This window comes from Clostridium carnis (assembly GCF_054657435.1).
Window position 1 is genome coordinate 1,138,988 of record NZ_BAAHYS010000001.1, and the last position, 18,656, is coordinate 1,157,643.

Annotated in this window: 15 protein-coding genes and 7 tRNA genes; all 22 read right to left on the reverse strand. The window is 29.0% G+C overall.

Annotation, left to right across the window (positions count from 1 at the left end; genetic code table 11):
- Positions 1 to 214: 214 nt before the first annotated feature.
- Positions 215 to 2,017 (reverse strand): ATP-dependent zinc metalloprotease FtsH, encoded by a 1,803-nt coding sequence (gene ftsH, locus ACYQ1T_RS05260; RefSeq protein WP_459832589.1) that lies wholly within the window; start codon positions 2,015 to 2,017, stop codon positions 215 to 217.
- A 52-nt stretch (positions 2,018 to 2,069) separates the two neighbouring features.
- Positions 2,070 to 2,609 (reverse strand): hypoxanthine phosphoribosyltransferase, encoded by a 540-nt coding sequence (hpt, locus tag ACYQ1T_RS05265; protein ID WP_459832591.1) that lies wholly within the window; start codon positions 2,607 to 2,609, stop codon positions 2,070 to 2,072.
- A 4-nt stretch (positions 2,610 to 2,613) separates the two neighbouring features.
- Entirely contained in the window at positions 2,614 to 4,011 is a 1,398-nt protein-coding gene (tilS, locus tag ACYQ1T_RS05270) for a tRNA lysidine(34) synthetase TilS (protein WP_459832594.1), read from the reverse strand.
- Between the two features lie 176 nt (positions 4,012 to 4,187).
- The gene (spoIIE, locus tag ACYQ1T_RS05275; protein WP_459832596.1) at positions 4,188 to 6,575 is read right to left on the reverse strand and encodes a stage II sporulation protein E; all 2,388 of its coding nucleotides are present in this window, start codon (positions 6,573 to 6,575) and stop codon (positions 4,188 to 4,190) included.
- A gap of 389 nt (positions 6,576 to 6,964) precedes the next feature.
- Positions 6,965 to 7,051: transfer RNA gene (locus tag ACYQ1T_RS05280), tRNA-Leu, on the reverse strand.
- 5 nt (positions 7,052 to 7,056) lie between these two features.
- Positions 7,057 to 7,133, reverse strand: a tRNA-Met gene (locus ACYQ1T_RS05285).
- Between the two features lie 6 nt (positions 7,134 to 7,139).
- Positions 7,140 to 7,215, reverse strand: a tRNA-Met gene (locus tag ACYQ1T_RS05290).
- 24 nt (positions 7,216 to 7,239) lie between these two features.
- Positions 7,240 to 7,326, reverse strand: a tRNA-Leu gene (locus ACYQ1T_RS05295).
- 5 nt (positions 7,327 to 7,331) lie between these two features.
- Positions 7,332 to 7,408: transfer RNA gene (locus ACYQ1T_RS05300), tRNA-Met, on the reverse strand.
- A 6-nt stretch (positions 7,409 to 7,414) separates the two neighbouring features.
- A tRNA-Met gene (locus ACYQ1T_RS05305) sits at positions 7,415 to 7,490 on the reverse strand.
- A 21-nt stretch (positions 7,491 to 7,511) separates the two neighbouring features.
- A tRNA-Leu gene (locus ACYQ1T_RS05310) sits at positions 7,512 to 7,598 on the reverse strand.
- A 170-nt stretch (positions 7,599 to 7,768) separates the two neighbouring features.
- Positions 7,769 to 8,179 carry a S1 domain-containing RNA-binding protein gene (locus ACYQ1T_RS05315; protein ID WP_459832599.1) on the reverse strand — a complete coding sequence of 137 codons (411 nt, stop codon included), beginning with the start codon at positions 8,177 to 8,179 and terminating at the stop codon, positions 7,769 to 7,771.
- An 82-nt stretch (positions 8,180 to 8,261) separates the two neighbouring features.
- On the reverse strand, positions 8,262 to 8,537 hold the full coding sequence (locus ACYQ1T_RS05320) for an FtsB family cell division protein (protein ID WP_459832602.1): 276 nt from the start codon (positions 8,535 to 8,537) through the stop codon (positions 8,262 to 8,264).
- 66 nt (positions 8,538 to 8,603) lie between these two features.
- On the reverse strand, positions 8,604 to 9,020 hold the full coding sequence (gene yabQ / locus ACYQ1T_RS05325; RefSeq protein ID WP_459832604.1) for a spore cortex biosynthesis protein YabQ: 417 nt from the start codon (positions 9,018 to 9,020) through the stop codon (positions 8,604 to 8,606).
- 9 nt (positions 9,021 to 9,029) lie between these two features.
- A complete protein-coding gene (yabP, locus tag ACYQ1T_RS05330) occupies positions 9,030 to 9,323 on the reverse strand; it encodes a sporulation protein YabP (protein ID WP_459832607.1) in 294 nt (97 codons plus the stop codon).
- 52 nt (positions 9,324 to 9,375) lie between these two features.
- Entirely contained in the window at positions 9,376 to 9,636 is a 261-nt protein-coding gene (locus ACYQ1T_RS05335) for an RNA-binding S4 domain-containing protein (RefSeq protein WP_459832609.1), read from the reverse strand.
- Between the two features lie 60 nt (positions 9,637 to 9,696).
- Entirely contained in the window at positions 9,697 to 9,972 is a 276-nt protein-coding gene (locus ACYQ1T_RS05340) for an HU family DNA-binding protein (RefSeq protein WP_459832612.1), read from the reverse strand.
- A 223-nt stretch (positions 9,973 to 10,195) separates the two neighbouring features.
- Positions 10,196 to 11,650 (reverse strand): bifunctional methyltransferase/pyrophosphohydrolase YabN, encoded by a 1,455-nt coding sequence (yabN, locus tag ACYQ1T_RS05345; RefSeq protein WP_459832615.1) that lies wholly within the window; start codon positions 11,648 to 11,650, stop codon positions 10,196 to 10,198.
- 20 nt (positions 11,651 to 11,670) lie between these two features.
- Entirely contained in the window at positions 11,671 to 13,206 is a 1,536-nt protein-coding gene (locus tag ACYQ1T_RS05350; protein ID WP_459832617.1) for a putative polysaccharide biosynthesis protein, read from the reverse strand.
- A 126-nt stretch (positions 13,207 to 13,332) separates the two neighbouring features.
- Complete coding sequence (spoVT, locus tag ACYQ1T_RS05355; RefSeq protein ID WP_459832619.1) at positions 13,333 to 13,881, reverse strand: stage V sporulation protein T; 549 nt, start codon at positions 13,879 to 13,881, stop codon at positions 13,333 to 13,335.
- 166 nt (positions 13,882 to 14,047) lie between these two features.
- A complete protein-coding gene (locus ACYQ1T_RS05360) occupies positions 14,048 to 15,037 on the reverse strand; it encodes a peptidylprolyl isomerase (protein WP_459832621.1) in 990 nt (329 codons plus the stop codon).
- A gap of 96 nt (positions 15,038 to 15,133) precedes the next feature.
- Complete coding sequence (gene mfd / locus ACYQ1T_RS05365; RefSeq protein WP_459832623.1) at positions 15,134 to 18,640, reverse strand: transcription-repair coupling factor; 3,507 nt, start codon at positions 18,638 to 18,640, stop codon at positions 15,134 to 15,136.
- Positions 18,641 to 18,656: the final 16 nt, after the last annotated feature.

Sequence of the window (18,656 nt, forward strand, 5' to 3'; positions counted from 1 at the left end):
CCAATTTTACTAACTAATTATTTAATTTATACCTAATTATAACATTACAATAAAAATTATAAAAGTTTTTTCGAACATTTTTATATTATTTTAGATTTTAGTTCGTATTTAGTTATATTTTTATAAATCTACAATAGCTTGTTTTATTTAATATTCGTAAATATATTGTTATAAAAAATGTGTGGTTAGATTTTACTCAAACCACACATTAATATTAGTTAGCATCAAATATTCTTACAAACTCTTCGCCATCAATTTTTTCTTTTTCTAGTAAAGCTTCTGCAACTGCATGAAGTTTACTCATATTTTCGCTTAATAAAGTTTCTGCTCTATGATAAGCTTCATCAATAAAGTGTTTAACTTCTTTATCGATAGCTGCTCCTATTTCCTCACTAAAGTTTCTTCCTCTTCCTAAATCACGACCAAGGAATACTTCATTATTGTCAGTTCCATAGGAAATAGTTCCTAATTTATCACTCATACCATATTCCATAACCATAGCTCTTGCTATAGCACTTGCTCTATCTATATCATTTTTTGCTCCTGTACTTATATCAGATAATACAAGTTTTTCAGCAACTCTTCCACCTAATAAGCCAACCATATCATCTCTAAGTTTTTCCTTAGAAGTATAAGATCTATCTTCCTTAGGTAAATGCATTGTGTAACCACCCGCCATACCTCTTGGAATTATACTTATTTCATGAACTGGATCTGAATGTACTAATAATTTCATAACAACTGCATGACCTGCTTCATGGAAAGCTGTTAATCTTCTATCATGTTCATTTATAGCTCTACTCTTCTTTTCTGGACCAGCTATAACCCTTGTAATAGCTTCTTCAAATTCATCCATACCTATTAATTTTTTACTCTTTCTTACAGCTAGTAATGCAGCTTCATTAGCTAGGTTTTCTAAATCTGCTCCACTAAATCCTGGTGTTCTCTTTGCTAGAACTTTTAGCTCTACATCTTCTGCTAATGGTTTCTTTTTAGTATGAACTTTTAATACTTCTGTTCTACCTTTAACATCCGGAGCTCCTACAACTATTTGTCTATCAAATCTACCTGGTCTTAAAAGTGCAGGATCTAGTATGTCTGGTCTATTAGTAGCTGCTATCATAATGATTCCTTCATTTGCTCCAAAACCATCCATTTCAACTAGTAATTGATTTAGAGTTTGTTCTCTTTCATCATGGCCACCACCAAGACCTGCTCCTCTTTGTCTACCAACTGCATCTATTTCATCTATAAAGATTAATGCTGGAGCACTTTTCTTTGCTTGCTCAAATAAATCTCTAACTCTTGAAGCACCCACACCAACAAACATTTCAACGAAATCTGAACCTGAAATACTATAGAAAGGAACACCCGCCTCACCAGCTATAGCTTTTGCTAATAATGTTTTACCTGTTCCTGGAGGCCCTACTAAAAGTACTCCTTTAGGAATTCTTGCTCCCATTTCAGTATATTTTGAAGGTTGCTTTAAGAAATCTACTATTTCTTCTAATTCTTGTTTTTCTTCATCTGCTCCAGCAACATCATCAAAAGTTACTCTTTTAGCATCTGGAGGCATTACCTTAGCTCTGCTTTTACCAAAGCTCATTACACCTCTTCCGCCACCACCACCTTGAGACTGCTGGGACATCATAAAGAAAAATACAAATACTAAAACCATTAACATAAGTGTTGGGATCATGCTAATCCACATACCACTATTTGATGGTTGCCTAAATTCTATTTTTATATTGTCTTTTGGATTTTGAGACATTAATATTTCTAACATTTCGCTTGGAGCGTATGTTGTAAATTGCTTATTTTCTCTAGTCTTTCCTGTTATAAGCATTTTATCTTTTTGAACTTCTAAGCTGTCTATTTCATTGTTAATCCATTTTTGTTGAAAATCACTATACGCTATTTCATCTGCCATTTTTCCACTATTCCATAAGAATGTAGCACTTAAAAAAAGTAGCAGTAATGCAAATATCCACATAGTTGCACTTGAATATTTTTTCATTCAAGGCCCCCCTCTCTTCTAGCTTTTTATTTTTTCAATTATTTTAATAATATTATTTAGTATATATCTCTTCTTTTAATATTCCTATAAAAGGTAAATTTCTATATTTTTCATTGTAATCTAATCCATATCCAACTAAAAACTCATCTGGAACTTCATAACCACAATATTTAACATTAATATTAACTTTTCTTCTTGCAGGTTTAGTTAATAGTGTTACAATTTCAATACTGTTTGCTTTTCTAGCTTTTAAATACTTTAATAAATAGTCTAATGTCACTCCACTATCTATTATATCTTCAACTATTATTATATCTTTCCCTTCAATACTATGATCTAGATCTTTTAGTATTCTAACTACCCCTGAAGTTTCTGTTGAACTTCCATAACTTGAAACAGCCATAAAATCTATTTCACATGGAATAGTAATATTTTTAATAAGATCAGATGCAACAACTATTGATCCTTTTAAAATACCAACTACAAGTAAATCTTTTCCTTTGTAATCTTCACTAATTTTTGCCGCAAGTTCTTTTACCTTACCTATTATTTTTTCTTCACTTAATAATACTTCTTTAATATCTGCTATCATGCACCTATTCCTTTCTAGTAAATATAATTTTTATAATATTTTTTGTTTCTTTTTTTATTTTATAATCTTCTGAAACTTTGTATCCAACTATCCAACCTATATTTCCATCAAAAGAAACTATAGGGATTTTATCTCTATACTCTTTAGGAACTTTCATATCTATAAAAATGTCTTTAATCTTTTTTTGTCCCTTCATTCCAAGAGGTTTAATCTTGTCTCCATCTCTTCTAGTTCTAATACATAGTCCTTCTTTTATATTATCATAATCAAAAAATTTTATTAAGTCATTATTTGAAAATTCTATATTATTTTTCATTTCCATAATATCAATATTTACGATATACTCTTCAAACTCTATGCATTGACCTTTTAAGTTTTTCTTATTAATCTCTACTTTATTTTCTTTTTTGGATAAAGCTTTATTATTTTTTCGTCTTTTTAAGATAATATCTCCATATATATTTTCTGCAACAATATTGTTTGTAATATCTACTTTTTTGCTTGTTTCATTTTTAGCTAAATTTATTATTTCGAATATGTGCTTCATTTCAAAATTATTATATTTTTTAGAATATTCAATTAGAGATATTTTTATTACTCTTGTAACCATGGCTTCTTCTAAAGAAAATAAACTTTTTTTAATTTTAAAAAAATCTTTATTTCTTTCACAATGCTTTTCGAATTCTTCTATAGATTTTTTTTCTATAAATTCATTATCCTTTTGAATTAAAAGAGCCATTCTATTTATTGTTTCAATAATATCATTATTAAAATTATTTTTCATATATGGTAATATATCTAATCTAATTTTATTCCTATTGTACTTCTTTTCTAAATTAGTTTTATCTATTCTTGCATCAAGATTATTTATATAGCAGTATTTTTCTATTTCTTCTCTTCCTAGACATAGGATAGGTCTTATTATCCCACCTGATCTCTTTGCTTTTATACCACATAATCCTTCAATTCCTGTACCCCTCATCATTCTCATAAGTACAGTCTCTGCCTGATCATTAGCATTATGGGCAATTGCTATTTTATTATAACCTTCATTAATTCTTATTCTTTCAAATAATGCATAACGTTCTTCTCGCCCTGCCATTTCATGAGATATACCTTTCTTCTTAGATATTTTATCTATATCTATTCTTTCTATGTAACAAGGTATATTTAAATCATCACAAAACTTTTTAACATAATCTTCATCTTCTACAGCTTCGTCACCTCTTAACATATGATTAACATGAGCAGCTGCTACACTTAATTTATATTCTTCTTTTAAAGAATTTAACAAATGTAATAAACAAATTGAATCTGGGCCACCTGATAATGCAACTAAGACTTTATCACCCTTTTCTAATAGCTTATTTTCTTTTATAAAGCTTTTTACTTTATCTATCACTAAAAAAACTCCTTAAGTATATTTTTTCTTTAATATATAATATAATAACTGTTACTGTTATAGATGTAAATATTTATACACTCTTAAACTTCATTAATTATTTATTAATTAAACAAAAATGAAGAGACGAGATATTTATAAATTTTTCTTTCTCTCACCTCTTCATTATTAATACATTAATATACTGAATATAATTTAGATACAACTACAGTCATATCATCCCACACTCTTCCTCCTGACAGTACTTTAGCTTTTTCTAAAATATCTCTTGATAATGCATCAGGATTATTGTCTGCATAATGTAAATACTCCTCCAACCAAGTAAAACTACCAACATTATTTTTATCTATATCTAACACTCCATCACTTATAGTAACAATAATATCTCCATGTTTAAGCTTTTTCTTTTCAGTATCGACATCTACATTATCTAATATACCAAATGGTAAACTTTGAGACTTTATAACTTGCACCTCATCACCACTTTTTATAAAACTTACAACGCCTCCTATTTTCATAAATTCAGCTTCACCTGTATATAAGTCTATAATATTCAAATCTAATGTAGTAAACTTTTCATCTTCACTAAATTTCATACCCATTATAGAGTTAACTGTATTAATAGCTGTTTTATCACTAAATCCAGAGCTTATAAACTTTTCAATTAACTCAACAGCAACTCCACTTTCTATTCCTGCTTCTGGCCCTGATCCCATTCCATCACTAACTATTGTTAAATAGGTTCCATCATCATTTTTTCCAAAACTATAGCTATCTCCTATATAACTTTCCCCTTCCTTTGGGTTAGTTGCAGCATATGATACCATATGATACTTAGGTGTTTCTTCTATTATAATAGCACATTCATCTGTATCAGGATCAATTCTACACCCTTCTCCACTTATTGATACTGGTATCTTTACTAAAGCATTAACTATAGGTAATATATTCTTTGCACAATAATTAGCTCCTCCACAATTGGAAAGGGTTATTTTTATTTTCAATCTTCCCTTTCTATCTAAATAACAAAATACATCTTTATAATTTATATTATTCTTATTTAATGCTTTTCTTAAAATTCTATCTATATCTGTACATATGGATATATCCTTATTAAAGTCTCTTACTATTTCACCCATTGTTAAAGCCATATTATTTATATGTGTAGCAATAATATTCCTACCTTCAGCTAATCTAGATTTTAAAGCTTCATTAACTGTATAATTATTAACTATTTCCTGGGAATTTTTTATTAAACTTTGTTTTTTGACGCACCTTTTTTCAAGTTCATCAGGAAATAATATATTGCTATCCTCACAACTACTTATAAGTTCAGAAAATGCACCAAAAGTTGCATGCAAGTTTCTATCCCAGCATCTATTTTTCAATTCACAATTATAGCATGTCCTATCAGCTAAACTCTCAACCATAGCTGTTCCCTTATTATTTAAAGACAATATATCATTTTCAACTAAATTAGATATAGATGTTGATAAAGAACCTAAAACCCCCTTCATATCATTGATTCTTCCAACAAACTCATCCTTTATTCCTTTTAAATGAATATCACTGATTACTTCAGCTTTTTTATCCTGATTTACCTCCTTAATAGCGATATCAATAAAACCTTTTGGTATTGCTATTAATACTACTGCTGCTATAACCGCTTCTATTCCCCCTATAATACCAAAACTTTCTGAATACATTGTTATAATGAAATACATCGTTAAATATGAAACAGCTGAAAATATCCTGCCAGTATCTTTAAATACTCCCACAATAAGACCGCAAACACTATAAAGACTTATTAGCATTATAACATTATTATTAGTTATACCTATTATAAATCCCATAGTAACTCCCATTGCAGTTCCAAGTCCTACACCACTAACATATCCAATAAAAATTACTGTAGCTAAAGCTATTATATTTCTTAAAGCTATTCCAGCTACTCCTATATTTCCAATACCAGAAACTAATAAACATACTAATATTCCAATACTTATTAATTCTTCTGTTGAGAAAAAATAATTTGTTTCTAACTCGTCAGTGCAGTTTAATGCATATTTTAAAATATAATAAACAGGCACTATACTAAGCACTCTTATTAAAGAGAATGTTATATTAACTCCTGTAGGTTGTTTATATAAAACAAAATTAAAAATATAAAAAGTTATAAATATTAATCCAAATGCAAATATATCTTTCTTTTTAAAAGAGAATTTACTACTTATTTGAATATATATAAATAATACTACTGTAGAAATACAATAAATTGAAATCCCTTCCATATTTCTATATATAGAAATATATCCTAATAATACTCCACTTAACGCTGCTACTTTCTCTTTAATATCACTCTTTCCACTTTTTCCAAGAATATATGCTAAACCAAAAGGAGCTATTCCTACACCTGGCGATACCGATAATATAACCCTCCCTAATAATAAAGCTATAACTCCAGAGATAATCACCCTTATTGGTGTATCTTTTAAACTTATTTCCCTTTTGGTTTTCTTATTTCCTATTCTTTTATATGTTGAGATATCTACCCCATACTGCATATACTCCCCTCCAATTTCCATAAAATGTATTTAAATTATAACATCTTACATGGAAGATATATGTCACATAGTGTTCTTACTTTTATTTTTCGTAGGACAATAATCTATCTATTTCTAAATTAAATTTGTTAAATCTATCTTTTATTTTTTATTTATTTTTATTATTATTCTCATACATCCCCCTATTTTTCTATATTCAAGCTAAAAAATAGAAAAAAACATATAAATTTATTAAATAAATTTATATGTTTAATTTTGTCAATATTATTATTTTTATGATGAATCTTTTAAAACTTTATTGTAATATTATTATGTATAAATTCATAAACTTTTATTTAAACTTTTTTTATTTTAAAGCAAAAAAATATCTAAGCTATTGCTTAGATATTTGGTGCTGAAGACCGGAATCGAACCGGTACGGTATCGCTACCGCAGGATTTTAAGTCCTGTGCGTCTGCCTGTTCCGCCACTTCAGCGTATGTGGTAGCGGAAATAGGACTTGAACCTACGACACCTCGGGTATGAACCGAGTGCTCTAGCCAGCTGAGCTATTCCGCCATATTTTGGTTGCGGGGGCAGGACTTGAACCTACGACCTTCGGGTTATGAGCCCGACGAGCTGCCAACTGCTCCACCCCGCGATATTATATAAGCTAAATTCAACTTGGTGCTGAAGACCGGAATCGAACCGGTACGGTATCGCTACCGCAGGATTTTAAGTCCTGTGCGTCTGCCTGTTCCGCCACTTCAGCGTATATGGTAGCGGAAATAGGACTTGAACCTACGACACCTCGGGTATGAACCGAGTGCTCTAGCCAGCTGAGCTATTCCGCCATATTTTGGTTGCGGGGGCAGGACTTGAACCTACGACCTTCGGGTTATGAGCCCGACGAGCTGCCAACTGCTCCACCCCGCGATATTTAAGTTGAATTTAGCTTGGTGCTGAAGACCGGAATCGAACCGGTACGGTATCGCTACCGCAGGATTTTAAGTCCTGTGCGTCTGCCTGTTCCGCCACTTCAGCATATTATTTTCCGTCGCCCCTTGACGACAAAATTAATTATATATTATGTTCTGTATACTGTCAACAACTTTTTTATTTTTTTTATTTTATTATTACAAAAGCTCTTGGAAATCCCCAAGAGCCCTTGTATAGATTTATATATTAAATTTATATGATGTCTAAATCAGTCCTTAAAAACCTTTTCTACTACTTTTAGATTTGAAATCTTGATTTTTCTTAACATCTTGCATTCTTTCTTCGCTATCTTTTAAGAATCTTGACATTATGTCTTCAAAATTTGATGAATTGCTATTAGTTTTTTTACTTTCTGAAGACCAATCTATATCTACTGGTTTAGCTGATTTTTTTTGAACATTTGCTTGTTTAATTGATAAACTTATTTTTCCATTATCATCAATTGATATTACCTTAACTTTAACTTTATCTTGTTCGCTAAGATGTTGTCTAATGTCCTTAACAAATGAATCTGCTACCTCTGAAATATGAACTAATCCAGTTTTCCCTTCAATCTCTACAAAAGCTCCGAAATTTGTGATATTAACCACTGTACCTTCTAATATGTTTCCTGCCATTAAGGTCATGCTACAAAGATTCCTCCTTAAAAATTAAATAATATATGTTATTATAATAATAACCTTTTCTTGTAATTTTAAAACATATTTTCTAATTTTGCTTCTGGGAATTTACAATCTTCTCTCCATCTTTAATCATGCCTAGTCTTTCTCTTGCAAGCTTCTCAATATACTCATCTGAGTCTGTCTTCTTTAAATCAGCTTCTAGCTTAGCATTTTTATTTTTAATTTCCTCTAATTGTTGTTGACTAGTTAGAATTTCTTTTTGAATTCTATTCATTGTAAGTTCCTGTCTAATATAACTAAATATAAAAACAGCAAAAAGTAAAATTATAATTAAGTTTTTAAGAGTTAATCGCTTTTTCATTGATATTACCCTCTTTAAAATATATTCTATAAATATATTTTAAACACTCTACATATTTTATTCAAGTTATTTTTTTATGTTCTTGCTTTTAGAATTATTTTTGCCTGAAATATTATAATATATCACTTTAAAAGGATATATTATATTTTTAGCTATAACTCTAAAAAACTTTGTTGCCCCACTTACAATATGTTTTTCAATTTTAAACACTACTGGGCTTATTAACTTTAGATATATAAATAGAGCAGCTATCATAAAGATATACACATAAAGTCCTAAAAAGGCATAATTAGTGTACAATAAGAATATGAAAATTACTAAAGCTGCTAATATCCAAAATAATATATCTTCTATTATAACTATAAACTTTGGTATTTTAGCGCCTCTTATAATTCTATAAAGATCAAATAAAACTCCTACAAGTAATCCCGCAAGAATAGCATAAATTATTATATCAATTTGTATTCCTATAGTTAACGGCATATTCTCACCCTACTTAAATAGCTTAGCTATTATATTTTCTTTTTCTTTTTTTACTTCTTTACCGCTATAAACCATAGATGCTACATTCCCTATAATTATAACATCTCCATTTTGAACATCTAACTTATTCATTTTTAATTCTGAACCCTTAATTGTTAAAAAACCTAAGCTTGTGTTTAGTAATATTTTTTCATCATCAAAACTTATTACTTCTTCTACACCTGTAAGTGTTAATCTTTTTCTATTTTCTAAAGTTATATTCCCTGTAGGATTATCAACTTTATTTTCTACCTTTCTTTCCATAGTATCTCCTCCATATATTCTTTAATAAAAATATATGAAAGCTTTTTTACTTTTATTCTTTATCTTCTTCGCCTTCTAAAATCTCATACATTTCCTTAGCATTTTCTTTTCTAACATGTTCAGCTATATTTATAATTCTAGCTTTTAAACTTCTATTTGCAAAAGTAATTTCTATTATGTCACCTTCTTTTACAACCGTTGATGGTTTAGCAACTTTATCATTTATAGAGACTCTTCCACCTTCACATGCTTCTTTAGCTACTGTTCTTCTTTTTATTATTCTAGAAACTTTTAAATATTTATCTAATCTCATTTAAACTCTCCTTATTTAAAGTTATCAAAAGAACCCGAGATATCTCGGGTTCCTATATAATTACTTATTAACTTTTTCTTTGAACTCTTTACCAGCTTTAAATACTGGAACTGTTGAAGCTGGAATATTTATAGTTTCTTTAGTTCTTGGGTTTCTTCCTTCTCTAGCTGCTCTTTCTCTAGTTTCGAAAGTTCCAAATCCAACTAATTGAACTTTTTCACCTTTTTCTAACGCTTCTTCAACGCTTTCTATAAATGCCTTTAAAGCTACTTCCGCATCCTTCTTAGTTAATTTGCTTTTTTCTGACATGCTAGTGATTAATTCTGCCTTATTCACAATTACATCCTCCTTAAATAACCAGTTATATATTTAGTAGTTAACTGTCTTGTTTATATGTACTATAACTACATTCTCTTATTATATAGTGTCTTTTCCTAGTAGTCTATAGTGTTCTGAACTTTTTGTTATAAAAAGCCATTTGTTATAATAAGTTATGATATCATAGTTTACTTAAATATATTCTTCAGCAGTTAAAAAAATCCTGCTTTTTTTAGTCACTTTATTTATTTTCTAGGTTTTTTGCTTCATTCCATAACTCATCCATTTCTTCTAAAGTCATTTTTGTTAAATCTTTACCTAAGTCTAATGCTCTTTTTTCTATAAATGAGAAACGTGTTATAAACTTTTTAATTGTTGAATTTAATGCTTCTTCTTCGTCAACACCTAAAAATCTAGCAACATTTACACAAGCAAACAGTAAGTCTCCTACTTCATCTTTTATTTTTTCCTTATTTTTGGTTTTATATACCTCTAATACTTCTTTTAATTCTTCATTTACCTTTTCAGCTGTATCCTCTATATTATCCCAATCAAATCCAACCTTAGCAGCCTTTTTTTGTACTTTATGTGCTCTTATTAATGCTGGAAAACTATTTGCTACAGCATTCATTTCTTCACTTATAGTTTCAAAGTTCTTTTCTTGTTTTTTTAGTTCTTCCCAATTATCTAGAACTTCTCCACTTGTTAGTACAGTCTCTCCACCAAAAAAATGTGGATGTCTGTATATCATTTTATTACATATAGCTTCTATAATATCTGTTATATTAAAATAACCATCATCATTACCTATTGATCCATGGAATACAACATGTAAAAGTACATCCCCAAGTTCTTCAATAACTCCATCTATATCATCATTATTAATAGCATCAACAACTTCATAGGCTTCTTCCACTAATTGATTTTTTATACTTTCGTGAGTTTGTTCCATATCCCAAGGACATCCATTTTCTCCTCTTAACTTATCTATTATCTGTACTAAATCATTAAAATCTTTTTTATTTTTTAAATCCTTAGGTACATAAACAGATGTTAAATAATCTATATCCTCTTGCATATCTAATTCATATATAGGAATTCTCCTTATACTTTCCTGTCCTTTTATTCCAGCCGCTCTAACATAATAAATCTCTGTATCATCATTATAATATTCAAGAAGCTCAAGCTTTACCTCTGATGCTATTAATGGATTATAAACTTGTGTTATTATTGTTCCAATTCTCTTGTCTAATATTTGATTTTTCATATCAAATGCATCTATAATCTTTAATCCTTCTATAGGATCTATTTTTAAACTATCCATCATAGCATCCATAAAGCTTACTGCTGGTAATAACTTATACTCTATTTTACTTTCATCACATAATTTTATAAGATTAAAAACTGACTTTTCTGCAACCAAAGGATGACCTGGTACCGCATAAATAAGTTCACCACTAATTTTATACTTTTCAATAATATCTTTTGCTATATTTTCATATACTTCATCAAAACTAGTTCCCTCTTCATAAAAGTGATCATAAGTTTTAAATCCTTTTATTTTTCCTCTTAAATACTCTACTGTTGGATGTTTTTCTGTCCTAAAAAATATATTATCACTTTCTTCTAACGCTTTTACCGTACCAATTGTTAATGCCTCTGGCGCTCCTGGTCCTAATCCTACTATTTTTATCATCCGATTCTCTCCTTGCTATTTTAATTTTTTATTAATCTACTTTTTATTTCTTCTACATCGAAAATTTTAAGTACTAAAATCGATATTATATATATAATAATACCCAAAACTATTGCTATTAAGCAAGAAGAACCATTACTTGAAGTCTTGTTAAATATAAATATATATGTTGATAGTACACCTATCATCATAATTATTGATGCAAAAGTAGGTTTTATAAAGGTTTGATATATATTTATCTTTGATTTTATTTTTATTCTTAATGAAATTAAATTTAGTGCAGTTGCTATTATATACGCTGCTATTGTTGATATTACTGCACCATATATGTTTAAAAATGGCATTGGTACTAAAATTAAAGTTAGTACTACTTTAAATATACACCCTATAAATAAGTTTATAACTGGTCTAATATAGTGTCCAGTTCCTTGGAGTATAGATGTTGTTGTTTGTGTAACTATTATAAACGGTATTGATAATGATAAGTACTTTAATATTTCAATACCATCTGATTTTCCCGGAAATATAAGATTCATTATTGGACCTGCTAGAATAAACAATCCCATAGTTGATGGTATAGCTATTACAGATGATAGTTTTAAAGACATTTGTATTTTAGAATCTAATTCTTTTCTTCTGTGCATAATATAATTCTCTGCTATTATTGGTATTAAAGATGTGCATAGTGCTACTGATAATGTTAGTGGTATATTTGATATAACAGCTGCTTTACCTGTTAATTGAGCATATAAAATCGTTGCTCCTTCTGATGATATACCTGCTTCTAATAATTTTTGTGGTACTAGTATAGAATCAATAACATTCATTATTGTTCCAACTGTAGCTCCTAAAGATATTGGTAAAGCTATTTTAAGTATATTTGTAAGTAATTCTGTATTAGTTTTTATTTTTCTATTCCACATTTGTTTTTTTACTTTTCTATACTTAATCCATAAATATATAGCTCCAATAAGTCCTCCTGCTGCTGCCCCAAAAGCTGCTCCCCCAGCGGCAAACTCTATTCCCTTTGGAAGAAGAAAAATTGCTAAACCAACCCCTATAACTACTCGTCCTATTTGTTCTAATATCTGTGAAATTCCAGATGGAGTCATATTTTGTAATCCCTGAAAGAACCCTCTATAAATTGTCATTATAGAAATTATAAGTGGAGCAAATGAAATACCTATTAAAGAATAGTATGATTTCATATCCCACTGAACAAATTTAATAATTGGTTTTGCAAAGAAGAAGAGTATTAAAGTTGTGCCTGTCCCTAAAACTAACATAAGTAAAGTAGATTCCTTTACTATTTCAAATACTCCTTGAATATCGCCTTTTGCTTTCTTTTCAGATATCATTTTAGAAATTGCTACTGGTATTCCAGATGCCATAGCTACATAAAACATATATAAAGGATATGACATTTGATAATAACCAACACCTTCATCTCCTATTAGCATTATCAATGGCCATCTAAAAAATAATCCTAAAAATCTAGCTATAATACCAGCAGCACCCAAAACTAAACTTGCTTTAAGTAATGACTGCTTTTTCATAAAATACCTCCAAACTTTATTCATACTAATAATTTGTATTTTAAGTTTGGAGGTATTATTACTTTTATTTTATTGATAACTTTATATTTGTGTTTTAATAGTAAATATTTATTAATTAATAAATTCTTATTGCTCCATTTGCTTTCCTAAGAATGCTGATGCAGTTTCCGCTAATTTTAATTCTAAATCACCGAATTTTTCCCCTGATTGCTTAGATAGTATAATCACGGCACCAATAGCATCACCTTCTGCTATTATTGGCGCAATTACCTGACTAGCATACTTTCCTTCTTCTTCATCATTATGCAGAGGAATAGTTTTACTTCCTTCTGTAATTAAAGTTGCTCTTCTATCATCCATAATCTTCTCTAGCTCTGAGCTAACTTTTCTTTCCATATAGTCTTTTTTAGGAGATCCACTAACAGATATAAAAGCATCCTTATCTGCAATTAAAACTATATGTCCTATAGATTGTTGTAAGCTTTCTGCATACTCTTTTGAGAAGTCTGTTAATTCCCCAATTGGAGAATATTTTTTTAAGATTACGCCACCTTCTCTATCTGTAAAAATCTCTAATGGATCTCCTTCTCTGATTCTTAATGTTCTTCTTATTTCTTTTGGTATTACTACTCTTCCTAAGTCATCAATACGTCTAACAATTCCTGTTGCTTTCATTATTATAAGATGCCTCCTTTATTTAATAATAATTAGTTGCAATATTATTATTTGACTTCTTAGAAATTTTATACACATATAACCAAAATTTATATAAAGTTATATGTATAAATTTTAATAATAAAAAAAGATATATCTAATTTATATTAGATATATCTTTTTAAAATTATAATCTACTTTCGTATGTTTTAACTTTACTTTGATCTTTCCATTCTTTTATCTTTTCTGTATATACTTCATTCTTTTTAGTGCCTTCTAATGTTTTCTTTATTCCATCTTTTGCTTCTTCAAATGGTGTTGTTTTTACTCCTGTAGCCTTTATTATATGGTATCCAAATTGGCTTTTAACTGGATCAGAAACTTCACCATCTTTTAATGTTTTAAAAGCATTCATATATTCTGCAACTAAATCTGTTGAGCTATACTTTATAAAACCTAAGTCTCCACCTTTTTCTTTAGTACCTGGATCTTCTGAAAGTTCCTTTGCAACTGTTGCAAAATCTTCTCCCTTTGTAATTCTTTCCTTAGCTGCCTTAGCTGCATCTTCATCCTTTAATAAAATATGAGCTGAGTTTGCTCCCTTAAAACTTTCTTGATTTTCATCGTAATATTTCTTAACATCTTCATCAGTAATGTTTATATCTTTAAATATCTCAGTTGAAACTTTTTCATTTATCATTGTACTTTTAACATTTTTATTAAGCATGTTTTTATAACTTTCTTCTGTAAGCTTTGATTGCTCTAAAGCATTTTTAAAACCTTCTTCGCCACCAAAACGTTCTTTATCTGATGCTATAGTTTCATCTACCTTAGCTTTTACTTCTTCGTCAGTTGGAGCTAAATTCATTTCTACAGCTTTTTTATTTATAATTTTTTGTTCTACTAAAATATTTAACGCTTCTTGTCTTAACTTCTTTACTTGCTCTTTAACGCTTGGGTTTGATTCAAAATCTTTTCCATATTGCGCCTCAAATTGCTTAAGATATCCTTGAGCAATTTCATCTACATCACCTTTAGTTATTTTTTCACCATCAACCTTTGCTAACACTGTGTTTTTAATTGCCTCTGGAGTTTTTTGTATCATTCCACATCCAGCCACAGAAAAAGCTAAAACGCCTAGTACTCCTGCTGCTAAAATCTTTTTAATTTTAATCAAGTCCGTTCCCTCACTTTTCTTTTATTTTTGTTCAATACCATTATACCTCACTAGTATATCAATATTGTGTCATTTATTCAATTTTTAATAACCACTTTAAATATTTTTTGTTAAATTATCTAACATTTCTTTATAGAATCCTAAAATATTTTCTTTTTTAACTTCACTAGTCCTTATTGCAAAATATGGTTTTTCACCAAACATAAGGAATATTTTATCTTTATAATTACTTAATAACATTTTATATATATTATTAACATCCCTATATCCATCAGCAAAAATAAATTTAACCTCTTTTTGAGTTTCTTTTATTTCTTCTACTGATAGTAGTTTAGCTCTACTTTTAATATAAGCTATATCCATTAAATTATAAACCGGTTCTGGTATTTCTGAATATCTATCTTCTAATTCTGACTTAACTTCCATATAGTCTTCAAGACCATCGATAGCAGCTATTTTCTTATAGATTTCTATTTTTTGTATTTCATCTTCTATATAAGTTCCAGGAATATATGCATCTACCTTTATATCAACAGTTGTTTCAATTGGCTCTTTTTCTATATCCCCTTTAATTATTTTAATTGTATCTTCTAGCATTCTACAGTATAGGTCATATCCAATAGATGCCATATGTCCATGTTGAGCAGATCCCATCATATTTCCTGCTCCTCTAATTTCTAAATCTCTCATAGCTATTTTAAAACCAGATCCAAGCTCAGTAAAATCTTTTAATGCCTTTAATCTCTTTTCTGCAACTTCTGTAAGAACCTTATCCTTAGTATATATAAAATAAGCATATGCTATTCTGTTAGAACGACCAACCCGTCCTCTTAATTGATAAAGTTGTGAAAGTCCCATTTTGTCTGAATCGTGTACTATCATAGTATTAACATTTGGTATATCTATACCTGTTTCAATTATTGTTGTACAAACTAAAATATCATACTCTCTATTCATAAAGCTCATCATCTCTTTTTCTAATTGACGCTCTGTCATTTGCCCATGAATAATTCCAACTCTACACTCCGGAACTAAGTCTTGAATATATTTAGCCATACTTTCTATACTTTCAACTCTGTTATATACATAATAAACTTGACCATTTCTATTTACTTCCCTTAAAATTGCATCTCGAACTAATTGTTCATTATTTTCTACAACATATGTTTGAATTGGATATCTCTCTTCCGGTGGAGTTTCTATTACTGAAATATCTCTTGCACCTGTTAACGACATGTGTAAAGTTCTAGGAATAGGGGTAGCACTTAGTGTTAATACATCTACATTTTTCTTAAGGCTCTTTATTTTTTCTTTTTGAGCAACTCCAAATCTTTGTTCTTCATCTATTATAAGAAGTCCTAAATCTTTAAAGCTTATATCTTTAGATACTAATCTATGGGTTCCTATTAATATATCAACATTTCCTTCTTTTACAGTTTGTAAAGTGGCTTTTTGATCCTTAGCACTTCTAAACCTACTTATCATATCTATTTTAATCGGAAAATCAGCAAACCTCTTAGTCATATTTTTATAATGCTGCTCTGCTAATATTGTAGTTGGTACTAAAAATGCTACTTGTTTTCCATCCATAACAGCTTTAAATGCAGCTCTTATTGCAACTTCTGTTTTACCATATCCAACATCTCCACATAGAAGTCTATCCATTGGCTTATCTGATTCCATGTCTGACTTAATTTCTTCTAAAGATGTTAATTGATCTGGTGTTTCATCAAAAGGAAATTCATCTTCAAACTGTCTTTGCCATTCTGTATCTTCTCTAAATTTATGCCCCCTTAATGTAGCCCTTGCAGCATAAAGTTTGACTAAATCTTCTGCTATTTCATTAATTGATTTTTTCACCTTAGCTTTAGCTTTGTTCCATTCTGTTCCGCCAAGCTTATTTATTTTAGGACTTTTACTTTCACTTCCAATATATTTTTGAACTAAATCTAATTGGTCTACAGGAACATATAGCTTATCACCTTTGTCATAAACAATATCTAGGTAATCTCTAGTACTTCCTCCAACTTGTATTTGTTTAATTCCTTTATATACCCCAACACCATGGTTTGCATGAACTACATAATCTCCTAATTTAAGTTCCGCAAAACTTTTAATTTTAGCAATACCTTTTCTTTTAGTTTGTTTTTTTTGTAGCTTTCTCTTTGTTTCTCCAAAAACATCTTTATCTGAAATTACGCATAGTTTTAAATCTGAATATTCGAATCCCTTCAGTAAATTTCCAAATGTTATTACTACTTCTCCAAATTCAATTGATTCAACATTGTCTTTATAAACACTTTCTATTTCATTATCTCTTAGAGTTTTAACTAATCTCTCTCCTCTAGTCCTTGCTCCCGATAATATTAAAGTTTTATAACCCTTCTGTTTCTTATCTTTAATATCATTAATTAACAAATCTAACTGTCCTTGATAACTATTTAGAGTTATTTGATTAATTGAAATGATACTTAAAGGCTTAAGTATTTTACTTTTACTAACAAATGTATCTAATGTTATTACTTTTTGACTTTCTAATTTTTCTATTAAAGTATCTTTAGGTATTAAAAGTTCATTTTGAGATGGAAGTATTCCACCCCTTTGTAAGAAAGCCTCATAGTTTTCACCAAATTCATAATAACAAGTATCTAGCTTTCCCTCACTTCTTTTACTATCATCAACAATATAAGTAAATCCTTTTAAATAATCAAAAAAACTATCTGTCCTATCATAAAAATAGTTTAAATAACTATCTACAGTTTCAAATTTCATTGTTTGAGTTAAAGACTCTATATTACTATTTACAATCTCTGTTAGCTTTTCAATTCTTTCCTTATCTTTACTTTCTTTTTTTATTAATTCTAGCTCATGTAGCATTTTATTTTTAGCTCTATCTATTGACTTTTCGTTTATTATAACTTCCTTAGCTGGAAAAATTTCTACTTTGTCAACCTTTTCAATACTTCTCTGAGACTGAGAATTAAATGTTCTTATAGATTCTATAGAATCTCCAAATAATTCTATTCTAAATGGGTATGCTGAAGTAGGAGGAAAAACATCAAGTATTCCCCCTCTTAAAGAAAATTCACCTTTTCCTTCTACTATTTCAACTCTTTCATAACCACTTTCTAAAAGTTTTATTGCTAAATCTTTAAATTCAACTTCATCATCAACTTTAAAAGTAAAACTATACTCCTCAAATAGTGATTTAGGTGTATAAGCTGTAGATAATGCATCTATAGATGAAACTATTATTTTCTTTTTATTGTTTAAAATTTCTTTTATTACTTTTAACCTTTCCCATCTTAGGTCTCCTGAAATAGCATCTATATTATAAAATACTACTTCTTTTGAAGGAAAATAATAAACATCATTAGTATAAAAATTTAAATCCTCATATATATTTTTTGCTTCCATATCACTATGAGTTAAAATTACTATTGATGTATCTATATTTTCATATATACCATCAACTATATAACTTTTCCCTGAGTCAGATAGTCCATATATATTTATAGGATATTTGCCACTTTCCATATTTTCTATTATATCATTAAATTGAGTACTCTTTTTTAATGGATCGAGTATTCCCGTTAATCTCATTAAATCACACCGTCCT